Source organism: Streptomyces spinosus (genome assembly GCF_020400655.1).
Classification (GTDB): Bacteria; Actinomycetota; Actinomycetes; order Streptomycetales; family Streptomycetaceae; genus Streptomyces; species Streptomyces argyrophylli.
Genome location: NZ_JAINRC010000042.1, coordinates 1 through 17,244 on the forward strand (window position 1 = coordinate 1; position 17,244 = coordinate 17,244).

The window sequence follows — 17,244 nt, forward strand, 5'->3', positions numbered from 1 at the left end:
TCCCCGCGTCTCGGTGCCCCTTCCGCGTCACCCGGTAGGCTCGCGTGATCGGCAGGCGCATCCGCGACGCGGAAGGCGCAATCCGCGACGCGTCACCCTCGAGCCGGCCACCGAGCCGCACGGGTGCCCCGGGGCCGCGGCAGGCGGCCCCGTTCTAGCGTCACCAGTTTGACAGGTGACGATTTGTGCGTCATAGTATCGAGGTAACTCCTCCGGTCGCTGGGGGAGGGGAAGGGTGAGAACTGATGACCGACATCGAGGAAAGGGCGCTGCTGGCCGGCGGCTGCTTCTGGGGCATGCAGGAACTGATCCGCAAACTCCCCGGTGTGGCCCGTACCCGGGTCGGTTACAGCGGCGACGACGGCCTGGCCAACCCCACCTACCGCAACCACGGGAACCACGCCGAGTCGATCGAGATCACCTTCGACCCGACCGTCACCGACTACCGCACGATCCTGGAGTACTTCTTCCAGATCCACGACCCGACCACCAAGAACCGGCAGGGCAACGACATCGGGGCCAGCTACCGTTCCGCCATCTTCTACCTCGACGAGGAGCAGCGGCGCGTCGCGCTCGACACCATCGCCGATGTCGAGGCGTCGGGGCTGTGGCCGGGGCCGGTGGTCACCGAGGTCGTACCGGCCGGTCCGTTCTGGGAGGCCGAGCCGGAGCACCAGGACTACCTCCAGCGCTACCCGGACGGCTACACCTGCCACTTCCCGCGCCCGAACTGGCGGCTGCCGAAGCGCGCGGAGGTCTGAACCCCACGGGGCGGCCAGGCCGCCCTCCGTGCGGTACGGCCGCGGGACGAGCCTTTGTGGCTCGTCCCGCGGCCGTTCTCGCGTCCGGCGCGTGGGCCGAGGCGCTCGCCTCGCTGCGCGCCGCCTGGGCCTGCCGGGCCGGCTCCGGCCGGCGACGCCCCGGTCGGGTCATGTGCCGCGCGTCCACCGCCCGCGCCGCGTCGGGCGGGCGGAGCACGGCGCGGCCGGCGGGAAGGCGTTCAGTGGGGTTCCGCGGTGCCGCGGTTGCGGTGGGTTTCCAGCAGCCTGAGCCAGACCTCGCTGATCGTGGGGAAGGCCGGCACGGCGTGCCAGAGCCTGTCGACGGTCACCTCGGCCGTCACCGCGACGGTCGCCGAGTACAGCAGTTCCCCGACGCCGGGGCCGACGAAGGTGACTCCGAGGACGACGCCGGTCTCCTCGTCGAGCAGCATGCGGGCCGTGCCCCGGTAGCCCTCGGCGTACTGACGCGCACCCGCGACCAGTCCGATGTCGTAGTCCACGACCTCGACCCGCCGTCCGACGCGTGCGGCCTCGCGCGTGGTGAGGCCCACCGACGCGACCTCGGGGTCCGTGAAGACGACCTGGGGTACGGCCACGAGGTCGGCGGTGGTCGTGTGAGCGCCCCACTTGGACGTGTCCGGGGTCTCGCCCCGCGCGCGTGCGCCGATGACGGCGCCCGCGATCCGGGCCTGGTACTTGCCCTGGTGAGTCATCAGGGCCCGGTGGTTGACATCACCCACGGCGTAGAGCCAGCCGTCGGGGACGGCGGTCACCCGGCAGGTGTCGTCCACCCGCAGCCAGTCCCCGGGCGTCAGCCCTATGGTCTCCAGTCCCAGCTTCCCGGTCTGCGGGGTCCGACCGATGGCGAACAGGATCTCGTCCGCGGTCGTCTCGGTCCCGTCCTTGAGCTCGACCCTGACCTCGCCGGCCGCGGGCTCCCGCCGCGTCACGGAGATCACCGAGGTCCCGAGGCGGACGTCGACACCTGCCTCGCGCAGGCCCTCCGCGACCAGTTCACCGGCGAACGGTTCCATCCGGGGAAGCAGCCCGGCCTCGCTGCGGACCAGCATGGTCACCTGGGAGCCGAGGGCCTGCCAGGCGGTGGCCATCTCCACGGCAACGACACCTCCGCCCACCACCACGAGCCGCCCGGGCACCTCGGAGGAACTGGTCGCCTCACGGCTGGTCCACGGACGTACCGAGTCGAGTCCGGGCAGGTCGGGGAGGGCCGCACCGGTGCCCGTGGCGACGACGACGGCGTGCCGGGCGGTGAGGCGGACCGTGTCGCCGTCGGGCGTCTCCACCGCCACCTGCTTCTCGCCGGTGAGCCGGCCGTGACCGCGGATCAGGTCCACGCTGACCGATTCCAGCCAGTCGACCTGGTCGTCGTCCTTCCAGTGCTCGGCCATCGTGTCACGGTGTGCGAGCACCGCGGGAACGTCCAGGGGTCCGTCCGCCGCCTGGCGGAACCCGGGGACCCGGCGGGCGTCGGCCCGCGCCATCACCGGCCGCAGCAGCGCCTTGCTGGGTTCGCAGGCCCAGAAGGAGCACTCACCGCCGAGGAGTTCGTGCTCGATGATGACTGTGCCGAGCCCGGCCGCCCGGGTGCGGTCGGCCACGTTCTCACCGGCCGGGCCGGCTCCGATGACGATGACGTCGTAAGCGCGGGAGACATCGTTCATCACTGCTCCTGAGGCTTGGTCGTGCCTCGTCGGCCGGAACCGCTCACTCTCGTTCGGAGCGAGGTGGGCGTTCCACTGGTATGCGCACTGGTATGCGCCTTCGCGCGGAGGAGGTGGCCATCCCGGCCATGCGATGTCTCCTCGCCGGGCTGTCGGACGGGACACGGAAGAACGGATGACTCACACCCTATGCCCCGGTCTGTGCGAGCGCACCGTCTCGCCGTGACGGCGCGGTGCCGTGCGCGCGGCGGCCGGTACGGCCGTCTCCCGGTCCTGCGCGAGCGTGTCCGACAGCACGACGGCGGCCCCCGGTCACCGTGACCGGGGGCCGCCGTCGTACCGGGACCCGCGGTCCCGTCGCGCCGTCTAGGACGCGGCCGGGACGGCCGGACGGGCGTTCAGCAGCGCCAGGCAGTTGCCCCAGAGCCCGTCGAGCGTCGAGGTGGTGTTGTAGAGCTTGGCGAACATCACCTGGCCCTCGAGCTGGGCCACGATCGAGCGGGCGGCCTCTCCCGCGTCGGCGACGGTGACCTCCCCGCGCTCCTGTGCCTCGCTGACGACCTTCTCGACCATCTCCACCTGGGCGTCGAAGATGCGCTGCAGACGCTCGCGGATGGCCTCCGTCTGGTTGCTCAGCTCCAGGGTGAGATTGCCCAACATGCACCCGGAGACGGTCCCGCAACTCTGCTGACCGGCGCGCAGGCCGGCCTCGGTCTCCTCGAACAGCATGCGCAGCCGCGACAGCGGTTCGCCGTCGGCCTGCAGAACCCGGGTCCAGTCCCCGCGCTGGGTCTGCCAGTGTTCGTCGAGGACGGCCAGGGCCAGGGCCTCCTTGGACTCGAAGAAGTAGTAGAAGCTGCCCTTCGGCACCCCGGCGGCCTTGCAGATCTCGGCGACGCCCAGCGCCGAGTAGCCACGCAGCTCGATGAGTGACTGCGCAGCGTCGAGGATCTTTTTCCTGGCGTCACTTGTCCGTCCCATGACGCCATTATACGACCGATCGACTACAAAGGGGAGGGCGACCCCGCCGCGCACGGGCGTGCCGCCCGTCCCCGGTGGGGCGGGTGGCCCGGCCCGCTGCCGGTCCGTCTCGGACTCACAGCTCCCGTGCTCGTCCGCGGCCGCGTCCCAGGCTGTCGAGCGGTGTGCCGGCCGCCCAGCGGCGCAACCGGCGGCCGTCCACGAGATGGACGTCGGTCTGCCGGGAGGCCCAGCGCGTCTCGGCCTGGCTGAAGGCACCGCGGTGGACGATGAGCCGGCCGGGCCGCTCCGCACCGGGCCGGACCGTCGCCCGCACGGTCTCCGGCCAGCGGGCGTCCTCCTCGGCCGTCGCGGCGGGACGGAACCTGACGTCGAGCGCGCGACCGTGACGGTCCCGGGCGTACAGGTGCATGTCTCCCTTGCGCAGGCTCAGATCGGCCACACGCCAGCCGTCGCGTTCCAGCATGCGCGTGGTGGCCTCGACCAGCCCCCGGTCGTCCAGCCGTGCCAGTTCCTGGGCGGTGTAACGGCCGCGCCGCCGGCGCAGGACCCTCCGGCGCAGGCGCAGGCCCGCCGGGGCGACCGTCACGGACAGGAGGGCGCACGTCAGCAGGCCGGTGAGCCCGAACGCATGGCTGAGGTGGCCGGCCAGCAGGACGAGCGCCAGCAGCACCAGGCCGAGGCCGAGGAAGGAGGGGAGGACCTCGCGCAGCTCGGGACCGTACCGGCCTTGCGCCCGCAGTTCGGCCACCCGCTGCCGACGCAGGGACCGGCGTGACGTCGGGACGGACCGGTCCGGGTACCGCACCCTCGTCATCCCGCCCGCCCCCGCCCTCTCGGTTCCTTCGGCCCCCGCCACACCCCCGCGCCGGTCCGACCGTACATCGGTGACCATCCGGCTCGGCACCTCGCCCCACCCACGGGCCGCCGCCGCTCACCGACGGGCGGGGTAGGGGCGCCGATTGTTCCACGCGTCGGCCGGTGCCTCCACGGGGTTTGCCATGAGCGTCGATACGTGTCTTCCGGGACCGGGGCCCGGCCGCTCTCCGGTTGCCGGGCCGGCTCGCCCGTTCGACCATGGTGGAGGGCGCGGACTCCCTGTGCGCTCGCCCCCGTCCTTCGTCTCCGCGACTGACGCAGGACGAAGGAGGAACCTTGCCCAGCGCCTTCACCCAGGTGTTCAAGACTCCCGATCTGCGCAAGAAGACGGTCTTCACGCTCGGTGTCATCGTGCTGTACCGCCTGGGATCACACGTCCCGCTTCCGGGGGTCGACTACGCGAACGTGCAGAGGTGTGTGGACGAGGCGTCGGGCAGCGGCGGCCTGCTGGGACTGGCGAACGTGTTCAGCGGTGGGGCACTGCTCCAGATCACGCTGTTCGCCCTGGGCATCCTGCCCTACATCACGGCGAGCATCATCCTGCAGTTGCTGACCGTGGTCGTGCCGAGACTGGAGACCCTGAAGAAGGAAGGGGCGGCCGGGCAGGGGAAGATCACTCAGTACACCCGTTATCTGACGGTGGTGCTCGCCCTCGTCCAGGGCACGGGCCTCGTCGCCACCGCCCGCAGCGGCGCCCTGTTCCCCGCCTGCCGGACGGCGGCGGGGATCGTCCCGGACACCTCCGTCCTCACGGCGGCCGTGATGGTGCTCTCGGTCACGGCGGGGACGGCCTGCGTGATGTGGCTCGCGGAGCTGATCACCGAGCGGGGGATCGGCAACGGCATGTCGCTGCTCATCTTCATCTCCATCGCCTCCACGCTCCCGAGGGCGCTGTGGGCCGTGAAGGAGCAGGGTGAGATCGCCGATGGATGGCTCGGTTTCGGCACCGTGGTCCTCGTCGGCCTGGTGATGGTCGCCCTGGTCGTCTTCGTGGAGCAGGGCCAGCGGCGGATCCCCGTGCAGTACGCGAAGCGGATGGTGGGACGCAGGTCGTACGGGGGGACGGCGACGTACATCCCGCTGAAGGTGAACCAGGCGGGTGTGGTCCCCGTCATCTTCGCCTCGTCGCTGCTCTACATCCCGGCGCTGATCGCACAGTTCTCGCACTCGGACGCGGGCTGGGCGGCGTGGATCATGCGGAACTTCGTCCGGGGCGACCATCCCTTCTACGTCGTCGCCTATTTCCTGCTGATCGTGTTCTTCGCCTTCTTCTACGTGGCGATCACGTTCAACGCGGAGGAAGTGGCGGGGAACATCAGACAGGCCGGGGGATTCGTCCCCGGCATCCGGGCCGGCCGGCCCACGGCCGAGTACCTCGGCTACGTCCTCAACAGGCTGACCTGGCCGGGCTCGCTGTACCTGGGACTGATCGCCCTGGTGCCCACCGTGGCGTTCGCCAGTCTGGGCGGCGCCAACCAGCTGACCGGCACCAGCATCCTGATCATCGTGAGCGTCGGCCTGGAGACGGTCAAGCAGATCAACAGCCAGATCGAACAGCACAGTTACGAGGGCTTCCTCCGCTGACGACACCCTGACGGGCCCTGCCGGGTGCGCGGGCCGACGCTGACGGGGACGCAGCACAGGGCGCGGACGCAGCACAGGGCGCGGGCGAGGTGCGCGGGCCCCTCCGCGCGCCTGGAGAACCTGAGGCACCGGTGAGTTCGGCCCTCGTCGTCGGTCCGAGGGGCGAGGCGGGGGAGGGCGGCGCCGGCCATGGCCCGCCTCCGCCCGCAGGGTCACCGCCGCCCGGGACCCCGTGCGGGCGCCGGAGAACGGCGGGTGTGGCCGTCCTCAGCCGGCGAGCGGCGCCGCGTCGAGCAGGGCCGCCGCCGCACCGCGCGCGGTCGTGGCGGCGGAGGGATCACGATCCATCCGCGCGGCCTGCCCCGCACCGTCGTAGAGCAGGAGGAGCTGTCGGGCCAGCTCCTCGGGCTCGGCGTACCCGCACGTCGTGGCCAGTTCGGTGAACAGCTCGCGCACCCAGGACCGGTAGTGCTCGGCGGTGCGGCGGATGGTGCTGTCCTGCGCCGTCTCGGCGCTGGCCCGGACGAACGCGCACCCGTTGTACCCCGGGTCGGTGAAGGCCTCGCCCAGCGCGTCGAAGACACCGAGGATCTGCTCCCGTGGGGTGCGGAAGCGCGTCAGGGTCCGGGTGATCCGGCTCCGCGAGCGCTCGAAACGCTGCTCCAGGTAGGCGCAGACGAGCCCTTCCTTGCTGCCGAAGGTGTTGTAGAGGGACGCCTTCGCCACACCGGCGTGCTCGATGACGCGGTCGATGCCGACCGTCTGCACGCCCTGTTGGTAGAAGAGCTCGTCGGCCGCCTCGAGCAGCCGCTCGCGTGCGGACACCTTCATCGCGGTCCTTGCCGCCATGACCATCACCCTCTCAGACAGACCGGTCTATTCTAGCGCGGACCCGTCTCACCCCTGGGAGCTGGTCCGTGCCAGGGGTGCCGCCTCCGGGACGGAGACGGTGGCGGGACCGGTCTCCGGGCGTACGACCGCCACGTGCTCCACCCGGCGGCCGCTGAGCACCAAACCGGCCAGCGCCGCGAGGGCCAGCACGATGACGGCGATGCCGTACTCCCAGGACGTCCGCACCAGGCCGCCGCCGTGCACGACCAGGACCCCGCCGATCACCGCCGGCACACCGAGCCCCATGTAGCACACGACATACAGTAGGGACAGGACTCCGGCTCGTTCGTGCGGCTCCACCTGCGGCACGACCAGCCTGATGCCCCCCTGGAACCCGCTGCCGAAGCCGAAACCGGATATCGCGCCGCCGACGAAGAACCCGATCACGGACGGGGTGCCGCCGGTTCCGGAGCCGATGGACACCAGGGTGATCACCACGCCCACGACCAGCGAACCGATGCCGATCAGCATGACGCTCCGCGTCGCCGCCTTGCGCAGCAGGACGACGGCCAGACCGGCGGAGCCGGCGAGCACGAACAGGGGCAGCCCGCCCCACACCACGGACGTGGAGTGCACCAGGGTGCGGATGAGAGCCGGTCCGAGCGCGCCGTACAGACCGGTCAGCGCCCACACGGCGAACATCACCGGCGCGGCGATCGCCACCGACGCGCGGGCGGACCGGGGCAGCTTGAACTCGGGGGCCATGCTGGCCAGCGCGCCCGGCTTGCGGCCGACGGTCTCGTTCAGGCCGGTCACGGCCAGCGCCTGCAGGACGAACACACCGAGGAGCACGTAGTAGACGAGGTGCGTCGGGGCCGGCAGGTACTGCACGATCAGCCCGGAGACCAGGGCGCCGCTCGCGGTCCCGATCGTGGGCGCGAAGGAGTTGAGGAATCCGCCCCTGCGCGCGTCGAGGTCGAGCATCCCGGCGCCGAGCGCACCGACCGCCGCGCCGGTGCTCAGTCCCTGGACGACTCGGGCGGCCAGCAACGCGTCCACGCCGCCGGCGGTGATGAACGTCGCCATGGCCGCCGTCTGACCGATCAGGGCCACGAACAGCACCGGCCGTCGGCCCACGTGGTCGGAGATCTTGCCGAAGACCAGGAGCGCGACCAGCACGGCCACCGCGTAGACGCCGAAGACGACGGTGACGGTGATGGGCGAGAAGCCCCAGCGTGCCTGGTAGATCGCGTAGAGGGGGGTCGGCGCACTGGACGATGCCAGGAGCGATACGAGGATCGAGGCCAGGAGCCCGAGGGAGGCGATGGGCCCGAGGCCCCTGCGCCGCGGGGCGCCGTGAGCGGGGGATCGCCTGACCGGGATGCCCTCGGAGGCGGGTCGCTGCGTCGTGCTTCTCATGACTCTCACTCTCGGTCTCGTGAACGAACCTTCGCCATACTAGACAGATCTGTCTGATGGGCGCGAGTCCTGGACCGTGAGACATGTCGCAGCGAAGTGGGGAACACCCGTGGGGGAGGGCAGCGACAGACGCGATACGGGGGCTGTGGTGCTTGCCGATCTAGAGGACGCCGGACAGCAGCGGCCCTCCGCGAGGGCGTCCCGGCAGGGCCGGTCTCGCGACGGCCGGCCATGGTTCATGTGGGCGTGGTGGGAACCGGGTCCGGGGCCCTGGCTCCGCGTGGGGGGCACGGGTCCGACGACGATCTCGTCGTGGTCCCCTCGGCCGCCCCCTGCCCGCCCGGGGAACGCGCGTGTGCGCGAGCGGTGGAAGGCCTGCGGTCGGTGACCTGGCAGGCGCTCAGCGCCGGGCAGCGGGGCATGCAGGCGGCGACGTGCACGGCGGCGAGGACCAGGCGTTCACTCCTGGCACCACGGCTTCACACCCAGAGCTCCCGGCTTTCGCACACCCGCGCACCCATGTTGCGCTCCATCATCCGCAGTGCGGCCTGCGCGAGGTCCTCGTGGATGTGCGCGACGGCGTCCTGCGGAACGATGACGTCGAAGTGCCGGATGTGCGCGTCCAGGGCCGAGTACAGCACGCACTGTTCGGTCACCTGTCCGGTGAGCACCAGCCGGTCGATGCCCTGCTGCTGCAACAGGTAGTGCAGCGGTGTCTCGAAGAAGATGGAGTGGCGGGCCTTGAGAACGAAGAGCGAGTCCGCGTCGGGCTTCACGGGCTGGACGAGATGGGCGTGAGGAGTGGCCAGAGCCCGCTCGAGCAACTCGCCGTGATGTGAACGCCACTCGCCGAAGTTGTCATTGACGTAGATGACCGGTACCCCGCGACCGCGTGCGCGCCCCAGGAGATCGGTCAGGACCGGGACGACCGGTTCTGCCGAGCGGATCAGCCGGTCGGCGTCCTTGTGGTCGTAGGTGTTGATCATGTCGATGACGATCAGCGCAGTCTTGCTCATACGACCAGGGTTCCACCGATGGGGGCGAGCCAACTTCCGCACGCAGGTCAAGGGACGCTGTTCCACAATCTCCAGGGCGGCGAGCCGTCCGCATGCCCGTCCTTCCCGGGAGGACCTCGTGCCGCCTGGTCGGCTCGTACACGCCGATGGCTCCCCCTGTGAATCGGGGGAGCCATCGGGAGAAACTCGACCGCGTGCGGCGTCAGCGGATCAGGCGTGCCGGTGCGAGTGGCGGTTGCCGGCGATGACGCGGTACAGGGCGAGCAGGATGAGGGAGCCGACGATCGCGGCGATCCAGGTGGAGAGTTCGAAGAACCCGTCGACGGAGTCCACACCGAAGATGACCTTGCCGAGCCAGCCGCCGAGCAGACCACCGGCGATGCCGATGAGCATGGTGACGATGATGCCGCCGGGGTCCTTGCCCGGCATGATGGCCTTGGCGATGGCGCCGGCGAGCAGGCCGATGATGATCCACGCGAGGATGCCCATGATGTGTCTCCGTCTCGCTGTATAAAGACTGTGTCAGCTCCTCGTCTGTACCGTCCGCGCTCATACAAACGTGGGATTTTCGGTTTACGGCTCCTGGAGTGAAAAGACCGGGCGTTACGGGCCGCGAAGGAGGGTGCCGGCCGTGGCGGAGCGTTGGGGGAGCGGCCCTTTGGTGATCACGTGGCGTCGGGTCCGGGAGCAGGACTTCCCGCTGCTGGGGATGTGGCTGGAGCAGCCCCATGTGAAGCGTTGGTGGAACCACGGGACCACGGCGGAAGAGGTGGCGCGCGACTTCGGCCCCGCTGCCCGGGGACAGGAGCCCTCGGAGGACCTGCTCGCACTCCTCGAAGGCCGTCCGGTCGGTCTCGTACAGCGTTCACGCCTGCTCGACTACCCGGAGTACCTGGCCGAGCTGGCGGCCCTCGTGCCCGTACCCGACGGCGCGATGACCGTCGACTACCTGGTCGGCGACCCCCTTCGGACCGGCCGGGGCGTCGGGACGGCGATGATCCGCGCCGTCATCGCGCGCACCTGGGAGGAGCACCCCGCCGCCCCGTGTGTTCTCGTCCCGGTGGTGGCCGCCAACCGTGCCTCGTGGCGGGCGCTCGAACGCGCGGGGTTCCGCCGGGTCGCAGTCGGCGACCTGGAGCCGGACAACCCGGTCGACGACCGGACCCACTACCTCTACCGCGTCGACCGCCCCGGGTGTGGCGACTGACGAGCTTCGCGTGAGGCGTGTGCCGCGAAGCAGCCCTCCTACGGGCGAGGGGTTCGGGCCGACGCCGACGCCAACAAGCCACGCACAGGCGGATCTCAGCCATCCCTGCACTGCAAAGAAGTCTGTGCACACAACCCTATGCAAAGGAGTCTTTGTATAGCTAGCCTTGGTCCATGGAACACCTCGAACAGCCCTCCCAGGTCGAACTGAACGCCCGCAACCTGCGCGGCGTCGCGCATCCGCTACGCGTGCGGATCCTGACGGTTCTGCGGACGGAGGGCCCGGCCACGGCCACCACGCTCGCCCGGAGGCTGGACCAGAACACCGGCGCGACCAGTTATCACCTGCGCCAGCTCGCCGAGTACGGGTTCATCGTCGAGGCGCCGTCACGGGGCGGCGGCCGTCGTGAACGCTGGTGGCAGGCGGCGCACGTCAACACGGTCGTGCCGGACGACTCGGTGCTGGCGGGCGGGGAGGGTCTCGGCATCGCCTACTTGCAAGCCCTCAGCCGGGTCTGGTCCGACGCGATGACGGCCGCCGTCGAAGCGACCGCCTCGCTGTCGCCGGAGTGGCGCGAAGCCCAGGACTTCGGCGACTACGTGCTCACGCTCACCCCCGCCGAGGCCAAAGAGCTGTCGGCGGACATCCACCGGCTGCTGCGTCGGCGCAACTCCGCGCCTGAGGCGGCGGGTTCGCCGCTGCCCGAGGGTGCGGCGCGGGTCGCCTTCCAGTTCCAGTTGTTCCCCACCAGTGCGGACCGGCACGTCTCCCACCCCCCGGACTCGGAGTGAGAAAGATGACCTCTCGGCACACGGCCGCCCAGCAGGGGGCCGACAGCGGCACACGCACGTCCTCCCCGGACGCCCCGGCCGACGGGCCCCGGGTCCTTCGCGGACTGGTCGGCATGCTCTCGGCCAACGCGGCGGCCCTGTCGGCCAACCGGGTGCTCTCCATCGCCCTGCCCTGGTTCGTCCTGACGACGACCGGCAGCGTCGGCAAGACCGGTCTGGTCGCCTTCTGCCAGATCGTGCCGTACGTGATAGCCCAGGCGCTGGCCGGGCCGATCATCGACCGCGCCGGCCCCAAGCGCATCAGCGTCGCCGGTGACCTGGCCTCCACCGTCGCGACGGCCACCGCTCCGCTGCTCTACCTCACGGGACACCTGTCCTTCGGCCTGCTGCTGGGGCTGCTGGCCGTGGTCGGCGCGGCGGACGGTCCGGCCAACGGGGCCAAGGGGCTCTTCGTGCCGGCGGCGACCCGCGCGGCCCGGGTGCCGCTGGAACGGGGGACCGGCCTGTCGGCGGCGGTCGAGCGGACCGCGACGACCATCGGGCCGGCCATCGCCGGCGTGGTGGTGGCCTCCTTCGGCAGTCTGTACGCCCTGTGGATCACCGCATGCCTGTTCGGCGTGTCGGCGCTGGTCGTCTCCACCACCCTCAGCGACCCGGCGCCCGAGCCGCACGAGACGCCGGTGGAGGAGACCGAGGGCTACCTGTCGCGCCTGCGCCAGGGCGCCGTGTTCCTGCGCGACGCCAAACTGCTGCGGTCCATCGTGGGCATGCTCGCCGTCACCAACCTGCTCGACCAGGCGTTCATGTCCGTGCTGCTGCCGGTCTGGGCGAAGGAGACGGGCAACGGCGCGGAGGCCGTGGGGCTGGTGGTCAGCGTCTTCGCCGCCACGTCGATCGTCGCCGCGCTGGTGGCCGCGGGCGTGGGCGAGCGGCTTCCCCGGCGTGCCGTCTACCTGATCGGCTTCACGCTGGGCGGCGTCCCGCGCTTCGTGGCCATGGCCACGGGCGCGCCACTGTGGCTGGTACTGGCGGTGCTGGCGGTGGGCGGCCTCGGGTCGGGCTTCGTCAATCCGATCGTCGGGGCCGTGACGTACGAGCTGATCCCCACGCCGCTGCTGGGACGGGTCAAGACGCTGGCCCAGGCCGTCACGTGGGCGGGGATCCCGTTCGGCGGGCTGCTGGGCGCGGGGCTGGTGACGGTGGCGGGCACCTCGGGTGCGCTGTGGATCGTGGGCGGGCTCTACCTCGTCGCCATCGGCGTGCCGGCCCTGAACCGGGAGTGGGCGGGCATGCGCAAGCGGACGGTGTCCGACGCGAGCCCCGTCGGCACCACGCACGAGAGCGGGAGCACCGCCGGTACGGCTCCCGTCCCCGGAGCGGAGGCGGCCGGGGCAGTGGCCTGAGCCGCGGTACGGAACCGGCGCCGGCCGGGGTGGTGAACCGCCCCGGCCGGCCGGCCGCTCCCGGCGCCCGCCCCGCCGGCGCGCGCGACTCCGCCCGGGCCGGCGCACCCCTCCGCGCCCGTTGCCGAGGGGCAGAAGTGTCCACGTCCGGCGGGCAGAAGTAACCAGTTATCTCACCAAGATCGCTCTGCGAGCATCGGATTCGGCTGAGTTTCCGAGGGCTTTCGCGAACGGTCGACGATGAGGAACTGGTGGACACATGACGACGAATCCGATGGTGGCCGCGGCCTCCGGACAGGTGGCCGAGCAGGGCGGATTCTCCCCGGCCGAAGCCCGTGTCGCCGCAGTGTGGAACGCGGTGATCGGCGCTGAGGTGGCGGCGGCGGACGACGAATTCTTCCGGCTGGGCGGTACCCGTTCGCAGGCGACGGAAATGGCCCGCCGGATCGCGGAGGAATTCGGTTCGGAATTCGGCGCGGAACCGCTGCCCGAGCCGTTGACGGTGCGGGCGGTGGCGTCCTTCCTCGCGGAGGAGGCTCTGCTGAGGGCCCGCCGGCTGTTCGAGTCCTCCGACTTCGACGCCGGGGAGGTGGCGGACGCCATGGGCGCCCTGGTGGCGGGCGGGGCCGCCGACGACGCTCCGGCCATACCCCGCACACCCCGGGACGGGCGTCCGCTGCCGCTGTCGTTCGCGCAGCGCCGGCTGTGGTTCCTGGACCAGTTGGAGCCCGGCCGGGCCGAGTACCTGATCCCCATGGGACTGCGCATCCGTGGCCGGCTGGACGTGCCGGCGCTGCGAGCGTCGCTGTCGGAGCTGGTGGCCCGGCACGAGGTGCTGCGCACCCGCTTCGTCAGCGACGCGGACGGCAACCCCGGTCAGGTCGTCGACCCGCCCAGGCCGCTGCCCCTCGCCGTCCACGACCTGCGGTCCGTCGCCGGGCAGCAGGCGCGCGAGGACGCCGCCACCGCGCTCGTGGACACCGAGGGCTTCCGCCCGATGGACCTCGGCACCGGACCGGTGGTGCGCGCGCTGCTGATCCGGCTGGCCGACGACGAACACCTCCTCGCCCTGACGGTGCATCACATCGCTTTCGACGGCTGGTCGGCGGGGGTGCTGTCACGGGAGCTGACCGAACTGTACGGCGCACGGACCGCGGGCAGGACCGCCGACCTGGCCGAACCTCCCCTGCAGTACGCCGACTTCGCGGTCTGGCAGCGCCAGTGGTTCACCGGCGACGTGCTCGCGCAGCAACTGGACTACTGGCGCGGCCGGCTGGCCGGCACCGAACCGCTGGAGCTGCCCACCGACCGCCGGCGTCCGGCGCGGCACAGCGGCAAGGGCGCCATGCTCACCTTCCGCGTGCCCGCGGAGACCGCCGACGGCGCCCGGAGGCTGTCCAAGGAGACCGGCGCGAGCCTGTTCATGACCCTGCTGGCGGTCTTCCAGCTGGTGCTGTCGCGCTACAGCGGCCAGGAGGACATCGCGGTCGGCACGCCGATCGCGGGCCGCAACCGGGCCGAGATCGAGAACATGATCGGCTTCTTCGTGAACACGCTGGTCATGCGCACCGACCTGTCCGGCGACCCGACGTTCACCGAGCTGCTCGACCGGGTCAAGGACACCGCGCTCGGCGCCTACGACCACCAGGACCTGCCCTTCGAACGCCTGGTGGAGGAGCTGGCGCCGCAGCGGGACCTGTCGCGCAACCCGCTGTTCCAGACGATGTTCGTCCTCCAGAACACCCCCGACAGCCGGTCGTGGGAGCTGCCGGGCCTGACCGTGCGGCAGCTCGACGTGTCCGCGCAGGACTCCAAGTTCGACTTCACCTTCTACGCCACCGAGGCCGCCGACGGCGCCCTGGACGGCACCGTCGTGTACTCCACCGACCTCTTCGACGAGGCCACGATGGTGCGGCTCGCCGGGCACTTCGAGACGCTGCTGGCCGCCGCCTGCGCCACCCCGGACGCCCGGCTGTCCGAACTGGAGATGCTCACCGCCGCGGAGCGCCGGACGATCCTCGGCGAGTGGAACGGCGCCGACACCGACGCCCCGGACACACTGACCGTCACCGCGCTGATCGGGGAACGGGCCGCCCGCCACCCCGACGCGCCGGCCGTGACCTGCGGGAGCGACCGGCTGACCTACCGGCAGCTCGACGAGCGGGCCCAGTGGATCGCCGACCGGCTGCGGGAGCACGGTGCCGGGCCGGGCACCCTGGTCGCGGTCTGCCTGAACCGCGGGACCGACATGGTGTGCGCCCTGCTCGGCATCCACAAGGCGGGGGCTGCGTACGTGCCGCTGGACCCCGCGTACCCCACGGACCGGCTCGCCTACATGGTCGAGGACAGCGGCGCCCCGCTGATCGTCACCCAGGCCGCGCACACCGGCCGCCTGCCCGCCCACACGCGGGCGCTGCTGCTGGACGGGCCCTGGCCACAGGGGCCGTACACCGCCGCCGGTCCGGTGGCGCAGGCCGGTCCGGACGACGTGGCCTACGTGATCTACACCAGCGGTTCCACGGGTCGTCCCAAGGGCGTGCAGATCACCCACGGCGCGCTGCGCGCACGGATGCGGGAGACGAGCCGGGAACTGGGGCTCACCTCCGAGGACCGGGTCCTGCAGTTCGCGTCGATCGCGTTCGACTCGTCGGTGGGCCAGATGTTCGCCCCGCTTCTCTCGGGAGCCTGCCTGGTGCTGCGCGACGACACCTGGGACCCGGGCCGGCTGGCGGAGGCGCTGCGCCAGCACCGGGTCACGGTGGCGTGGCTCACCCCCTCGGCGTTCGGGGCGCTGGCCGCCGACCTGGACGGCCCCGGCGCGCTGGGCCCGCAGCTGCGGCTGGTCCGGCTCGGCGGCGAGGCGCTCCAGCGGGAGCAGGTCCGCGAGTGGTTCCGGCACTGCGCGGTTCCCCTGGTCAACGGCTACGGGCCCACGGAGGCCGCGCAGGAGGCGACGACCGCCAGGATCACCGGGCCCGTCGACCGGGTGCCGATCGGCCGTCCGGTCGCCAACACCAAGGTCTTCGTGGTCGACCGGCACGGCCGGCCGGTGCCGGTGGGAGTGCCGGGGGAGATGTGGATCGCCTGCCCCGGACTGGCCCGCGGCTACCTCGGCCGGCCCGGGCTGACCGACGAGAAGTTCACCGTCGTGGACGTCGACGGCACGCCGCGGCGCGTCTACCGCACCGGGGACCACGCCCGATGGCTGCCCGACGGACGACTGGAGTTCGTGGGCCGCGCGGACAACCAGGTCAAGCTGCGCGGCTACCGCGTCGAACTGGGCGAGGTCGAGACGGCGTTGCTCGCCCACCCCGAGGTCGCCGGCGCCACCGTCATGCTGCGCGAGGACGTTCCGGGAGCCCAGAGGCTGGTGGCGTACGTGGTGCCCGTGGGGTCCCTCGACGTGAGCGCGCTGCGCGCCCACCTCCGGCGCGACCTGCCGGACTACATGGTGCCCGCGGCCTTCGTACCGCTGGAGCGCATCCCACTCACCCCGAACGGCAAGACGGACCGCCGGGCGCTGCCCGCCCCCGCCTCCGGCCGCTGCGGACTGGACGCCGAGTACACCGCGCCGCGCACGGACGCCGAACGCACGGTGGCCGAGGTGTGGTCCGAGGTACTGGGCGTCGACCGGATCGGCGTGCACGACGACTTCTTCGCACTGGGCGGGCACTCCCTGCTCGCCACCCAGGTCGTGTCGCGGCTGCGCCGGCGGCTCGGAGCCGATGTCCCGGTCCGCACGCTCTTCGGCGCTCCGACCCCGGCGCTGCTGGCCGAGGCCGTGACGGAGCTGGCCGGCACGGAAGTCGACCGCATCCCGTCGGTACCGCGCGACAGCGGTCCGCCCCCGCTCAGCTTCGCGCAGCAACGACTGTGGTTCCTCGACCAGTTGGAGCCGGGCCGGGCCGAATACCTGCTGCCCTTCGCCTTCCGCATCCGCGGCCCCCTGGACATCGACGCCCTGAACGCCGCGTTCACCGCGGTGGTGGCGCGCCACGAGATCCTGCGCACCCGGTTCGGCACGGACGCCGCGGGCTCGCCGGTACAACTGGTCGACCCGGCGCGGCCGGTGCGGATGCGGGTACGGGACCTGCGCGGGGTGGACGACGCCACCACCCGCGAGGCCGCCCTGGCGGACGTACTGCGCGAGGACGGACTGCGGCCGGTCGACCTCGGCACCGGACCGATGCTGCGCGCACTGCTGGTGCGGCTGGCCGACGACGAGTGCGTCCTCGCGGTCACCGTGCACCACATCGCCTTCGACGGCTGGTCGGTGGGCGTGCTGGTGCGCGAGCTGTCCGCGCGGTACGCGGAAGCCGTTTCGGACCGGACCGGCACGTCCGGCCCCGTCCCGCTGCGGGTGCAGTACGCCGACTACGCCGTGTGGCAGCGCTCCTGGCTGTCCGGGGCGCCGCTGGAGCGCCAACTCGCCTACTGGACGGAGCGCCTGGACGGCCTGGAGCCGCTGGAGCTGCCGACCGACCACGCCCGGCCCGCCGAGCGCGACGGACGGGGCGAGGTCGTCCGGTTCTCGGTGCCCGCAGACGTCGCCGCCCGTGCCCGCGCGGTGTCCGCCGAGAGCGGCGCGAGCCTGTTCATGTCACTGCTGGCGGTCTTCCAGCTGCTGCTGGCCCGCTACAGCGGACAGCGGGACATCGCGGTGGGCACG

13 protein-coding genes are annotated in these 17,244 nt (G+C 71.8%); 6 read left to right on the top strand and 7 right to left on the bottom strand.

Features of this window, described 5'->3' with window-relative positions; translation table 11 throughout:
- Nucleotides 1–245: 245 nt before the first annotated feature.
- A complete protein-coding gene (gene msrA, locus LG395_RS40505; RefSeq protein WP_225814546.1) occupies nt 246–761 on the top strand; it encodes a peptide-methionine (S)-S-oxide reductase MsrA in 516 nt (171 codons plus the stop codon).
- 239 nt (nt 762–1,000) lie between these two features.
- Here the strand turns inward: msrA and LG395_RS40510 are convergent, their stop codons facing one another.
- The 3 genes from LG395_RS40510 to LG395_RS40520 all read right to left on the bottom strand — a co-directional run bounded on the left by LG395_RS40510 (nt 1,001) and on the right by LG395_RS40520 (nt 4,262).
- Nucleotides 1,001–2,464 (bottom strand): dihydrolipoyl dehydrogenase family protein, encoded by a 1,464-nt coding sequence (locus LG395_RS40510; RefSeq protein ID WP_225814547.1) that lies wholly within the window; start codon nt 2,462–2,464, stop codon nt 1,001–1,003.
- Between the two features lie 366 nt (nt 2,465–2,830).
- Complete coding sequence (locus LG395_RS40515; protein WP_225814548.1) at nt 2,831–3,445, bottom strand: TetR/AcrR family transcriptional regulator; 615 nt, start codon at nt 3,443–3,445, stop codon at nt 2,831–2,833.
- 115 nt (nt 3,446–3,560) lie between these two features.
- Nucleotides 3,561–4,262: a hypothetical protein gene (locus LG395_RS40520; protein ID WP_171150137.1), complete on the bottom strand. Its 702-nt coding sequence runs from the start codon at nt 4,260–4,262 to the stop codon at nt 3,561–3,563.
- Nucleotides 4,263–4,600: 338 nt separating this feature from the next.
- On the opposite strand from LG395_RS40520, the gene secY reads away from it, so the two are divergent.
- On the top strand, nt 4,601–5,908 hold the full coding sequence (gene secY, locus LG395_RS40525; protein WP_225814549.1) for a preprotein translocase subunit SecY: 1,308 nt from the start codon (nt 4,601–4,603) through the stop codon (nt 5,906–5,908).
- 267 nt (nt 5,909–6,175) lie between these two features.
- On the opposite strand, the gene LG395_RS40530 is transcribed toward secY, so the two are convergent.
- The 4 genes from LG395_RS40530 to LG395_RS40545 form a co-directional block, all read right to left on the bottom strand.
- Nucleotides 6,176–6,757, bottom strand: coding sequence for a TetR/AcrR family transcriptional regulator (locus tag LG395_RS40530; RefSeq protein WP_225814550.1), 582 nt, complete (start codon nt 6,755–6,757; stop codon nt 6,176–6,178).
- Between the two features lie 48 nt (nt 6,758–6,805).
- Nucleotides 6,806–8,158 (bottom strand): MFS transporter, encoded by a 1,353-nt coding sequence (locus LG395_RS40535; RefSeq protein WP_225814551.1) that lies wholly within the window; start codon nt 8,156–8,158, stop codon nt 6,806–6,808.
- Between the two features lie 479 nt (nt 8,159–8,637).
- Complete coding sequence (locus tag LG395_RS40540) at nt 8,638–9,174, bottom strand: cysteine hydrolase family protein (RefSeq protein ID WP_225814552.1); 537 nt, start codon at nt 9,172–9,174, stop codon at nt 8,638–8,640.
- Nucleotides 9,175–9,384: 210 nt separating this feature from the next.
- Nucleotides 9,385–9,663: a GlsB/YeaQ/YmgE family stress response membrane protein gene (locus tag LG395_RS40545; protein WP_171150133.1), complete on the bottom strand. Its 279-nt coding sequence runs from the start codon at nt 9,661–9,663 to the stop codon at nt 9,385–9,387.
- A 172-nt stretch (nt 9,664–9,835) separates the two neighbouring features.
- Here LG395_RS40545 and LG395_RS40550 point away from each other — a divergent pair, with 172 nt between their 5' ends.
- From LG395_RS40550 to LG395_RS40570, 4 genes are all read left to right on the top strand, one after another.
- Nucleotides 9,836–10,381, top strand: coding sequence for a GNAT family N-acetyltransferase (locus LG395_RS40550; RefSeq protein WP_225814553.1), 546 nt, complete (start codon nt 9,836–9,838; stop codon nt 10,379–10,381).
- 173 nt (nt 10,382–10,554) lie between these two features.
- Nucleotides 10,555–11,172, top strand: a complete 618-nt coding sequence (locus tag LG395_RS40555) for a winged helix-turn-helix domain-containing protein (protein WP_171150131.1) — start codon at nt 10,555–10,557, stop codon at nt 11,170–11,172.
- A gap of 5 nt (nt 11,173–11,177) precedes the next feature.
- A complete protein-coding gene (locus LG395_RS40560; protein ID WP_225814556.1) occupies nt 11,178–12,575 on the top strand; it encodes an MFS transporter in 1,398 nt (465 codons plus the stop codon).
- Nucleotides 12,576–12,834: 259 nt separating this feature from the next.
- Nucleotides 12,835–17,244: non-ribosomal peptide synthetase (locus LG395_RS40570; protein WP_225814558.1), on the top strand; the 4,410-nt coding region annotated here is incomplete at its 3' end.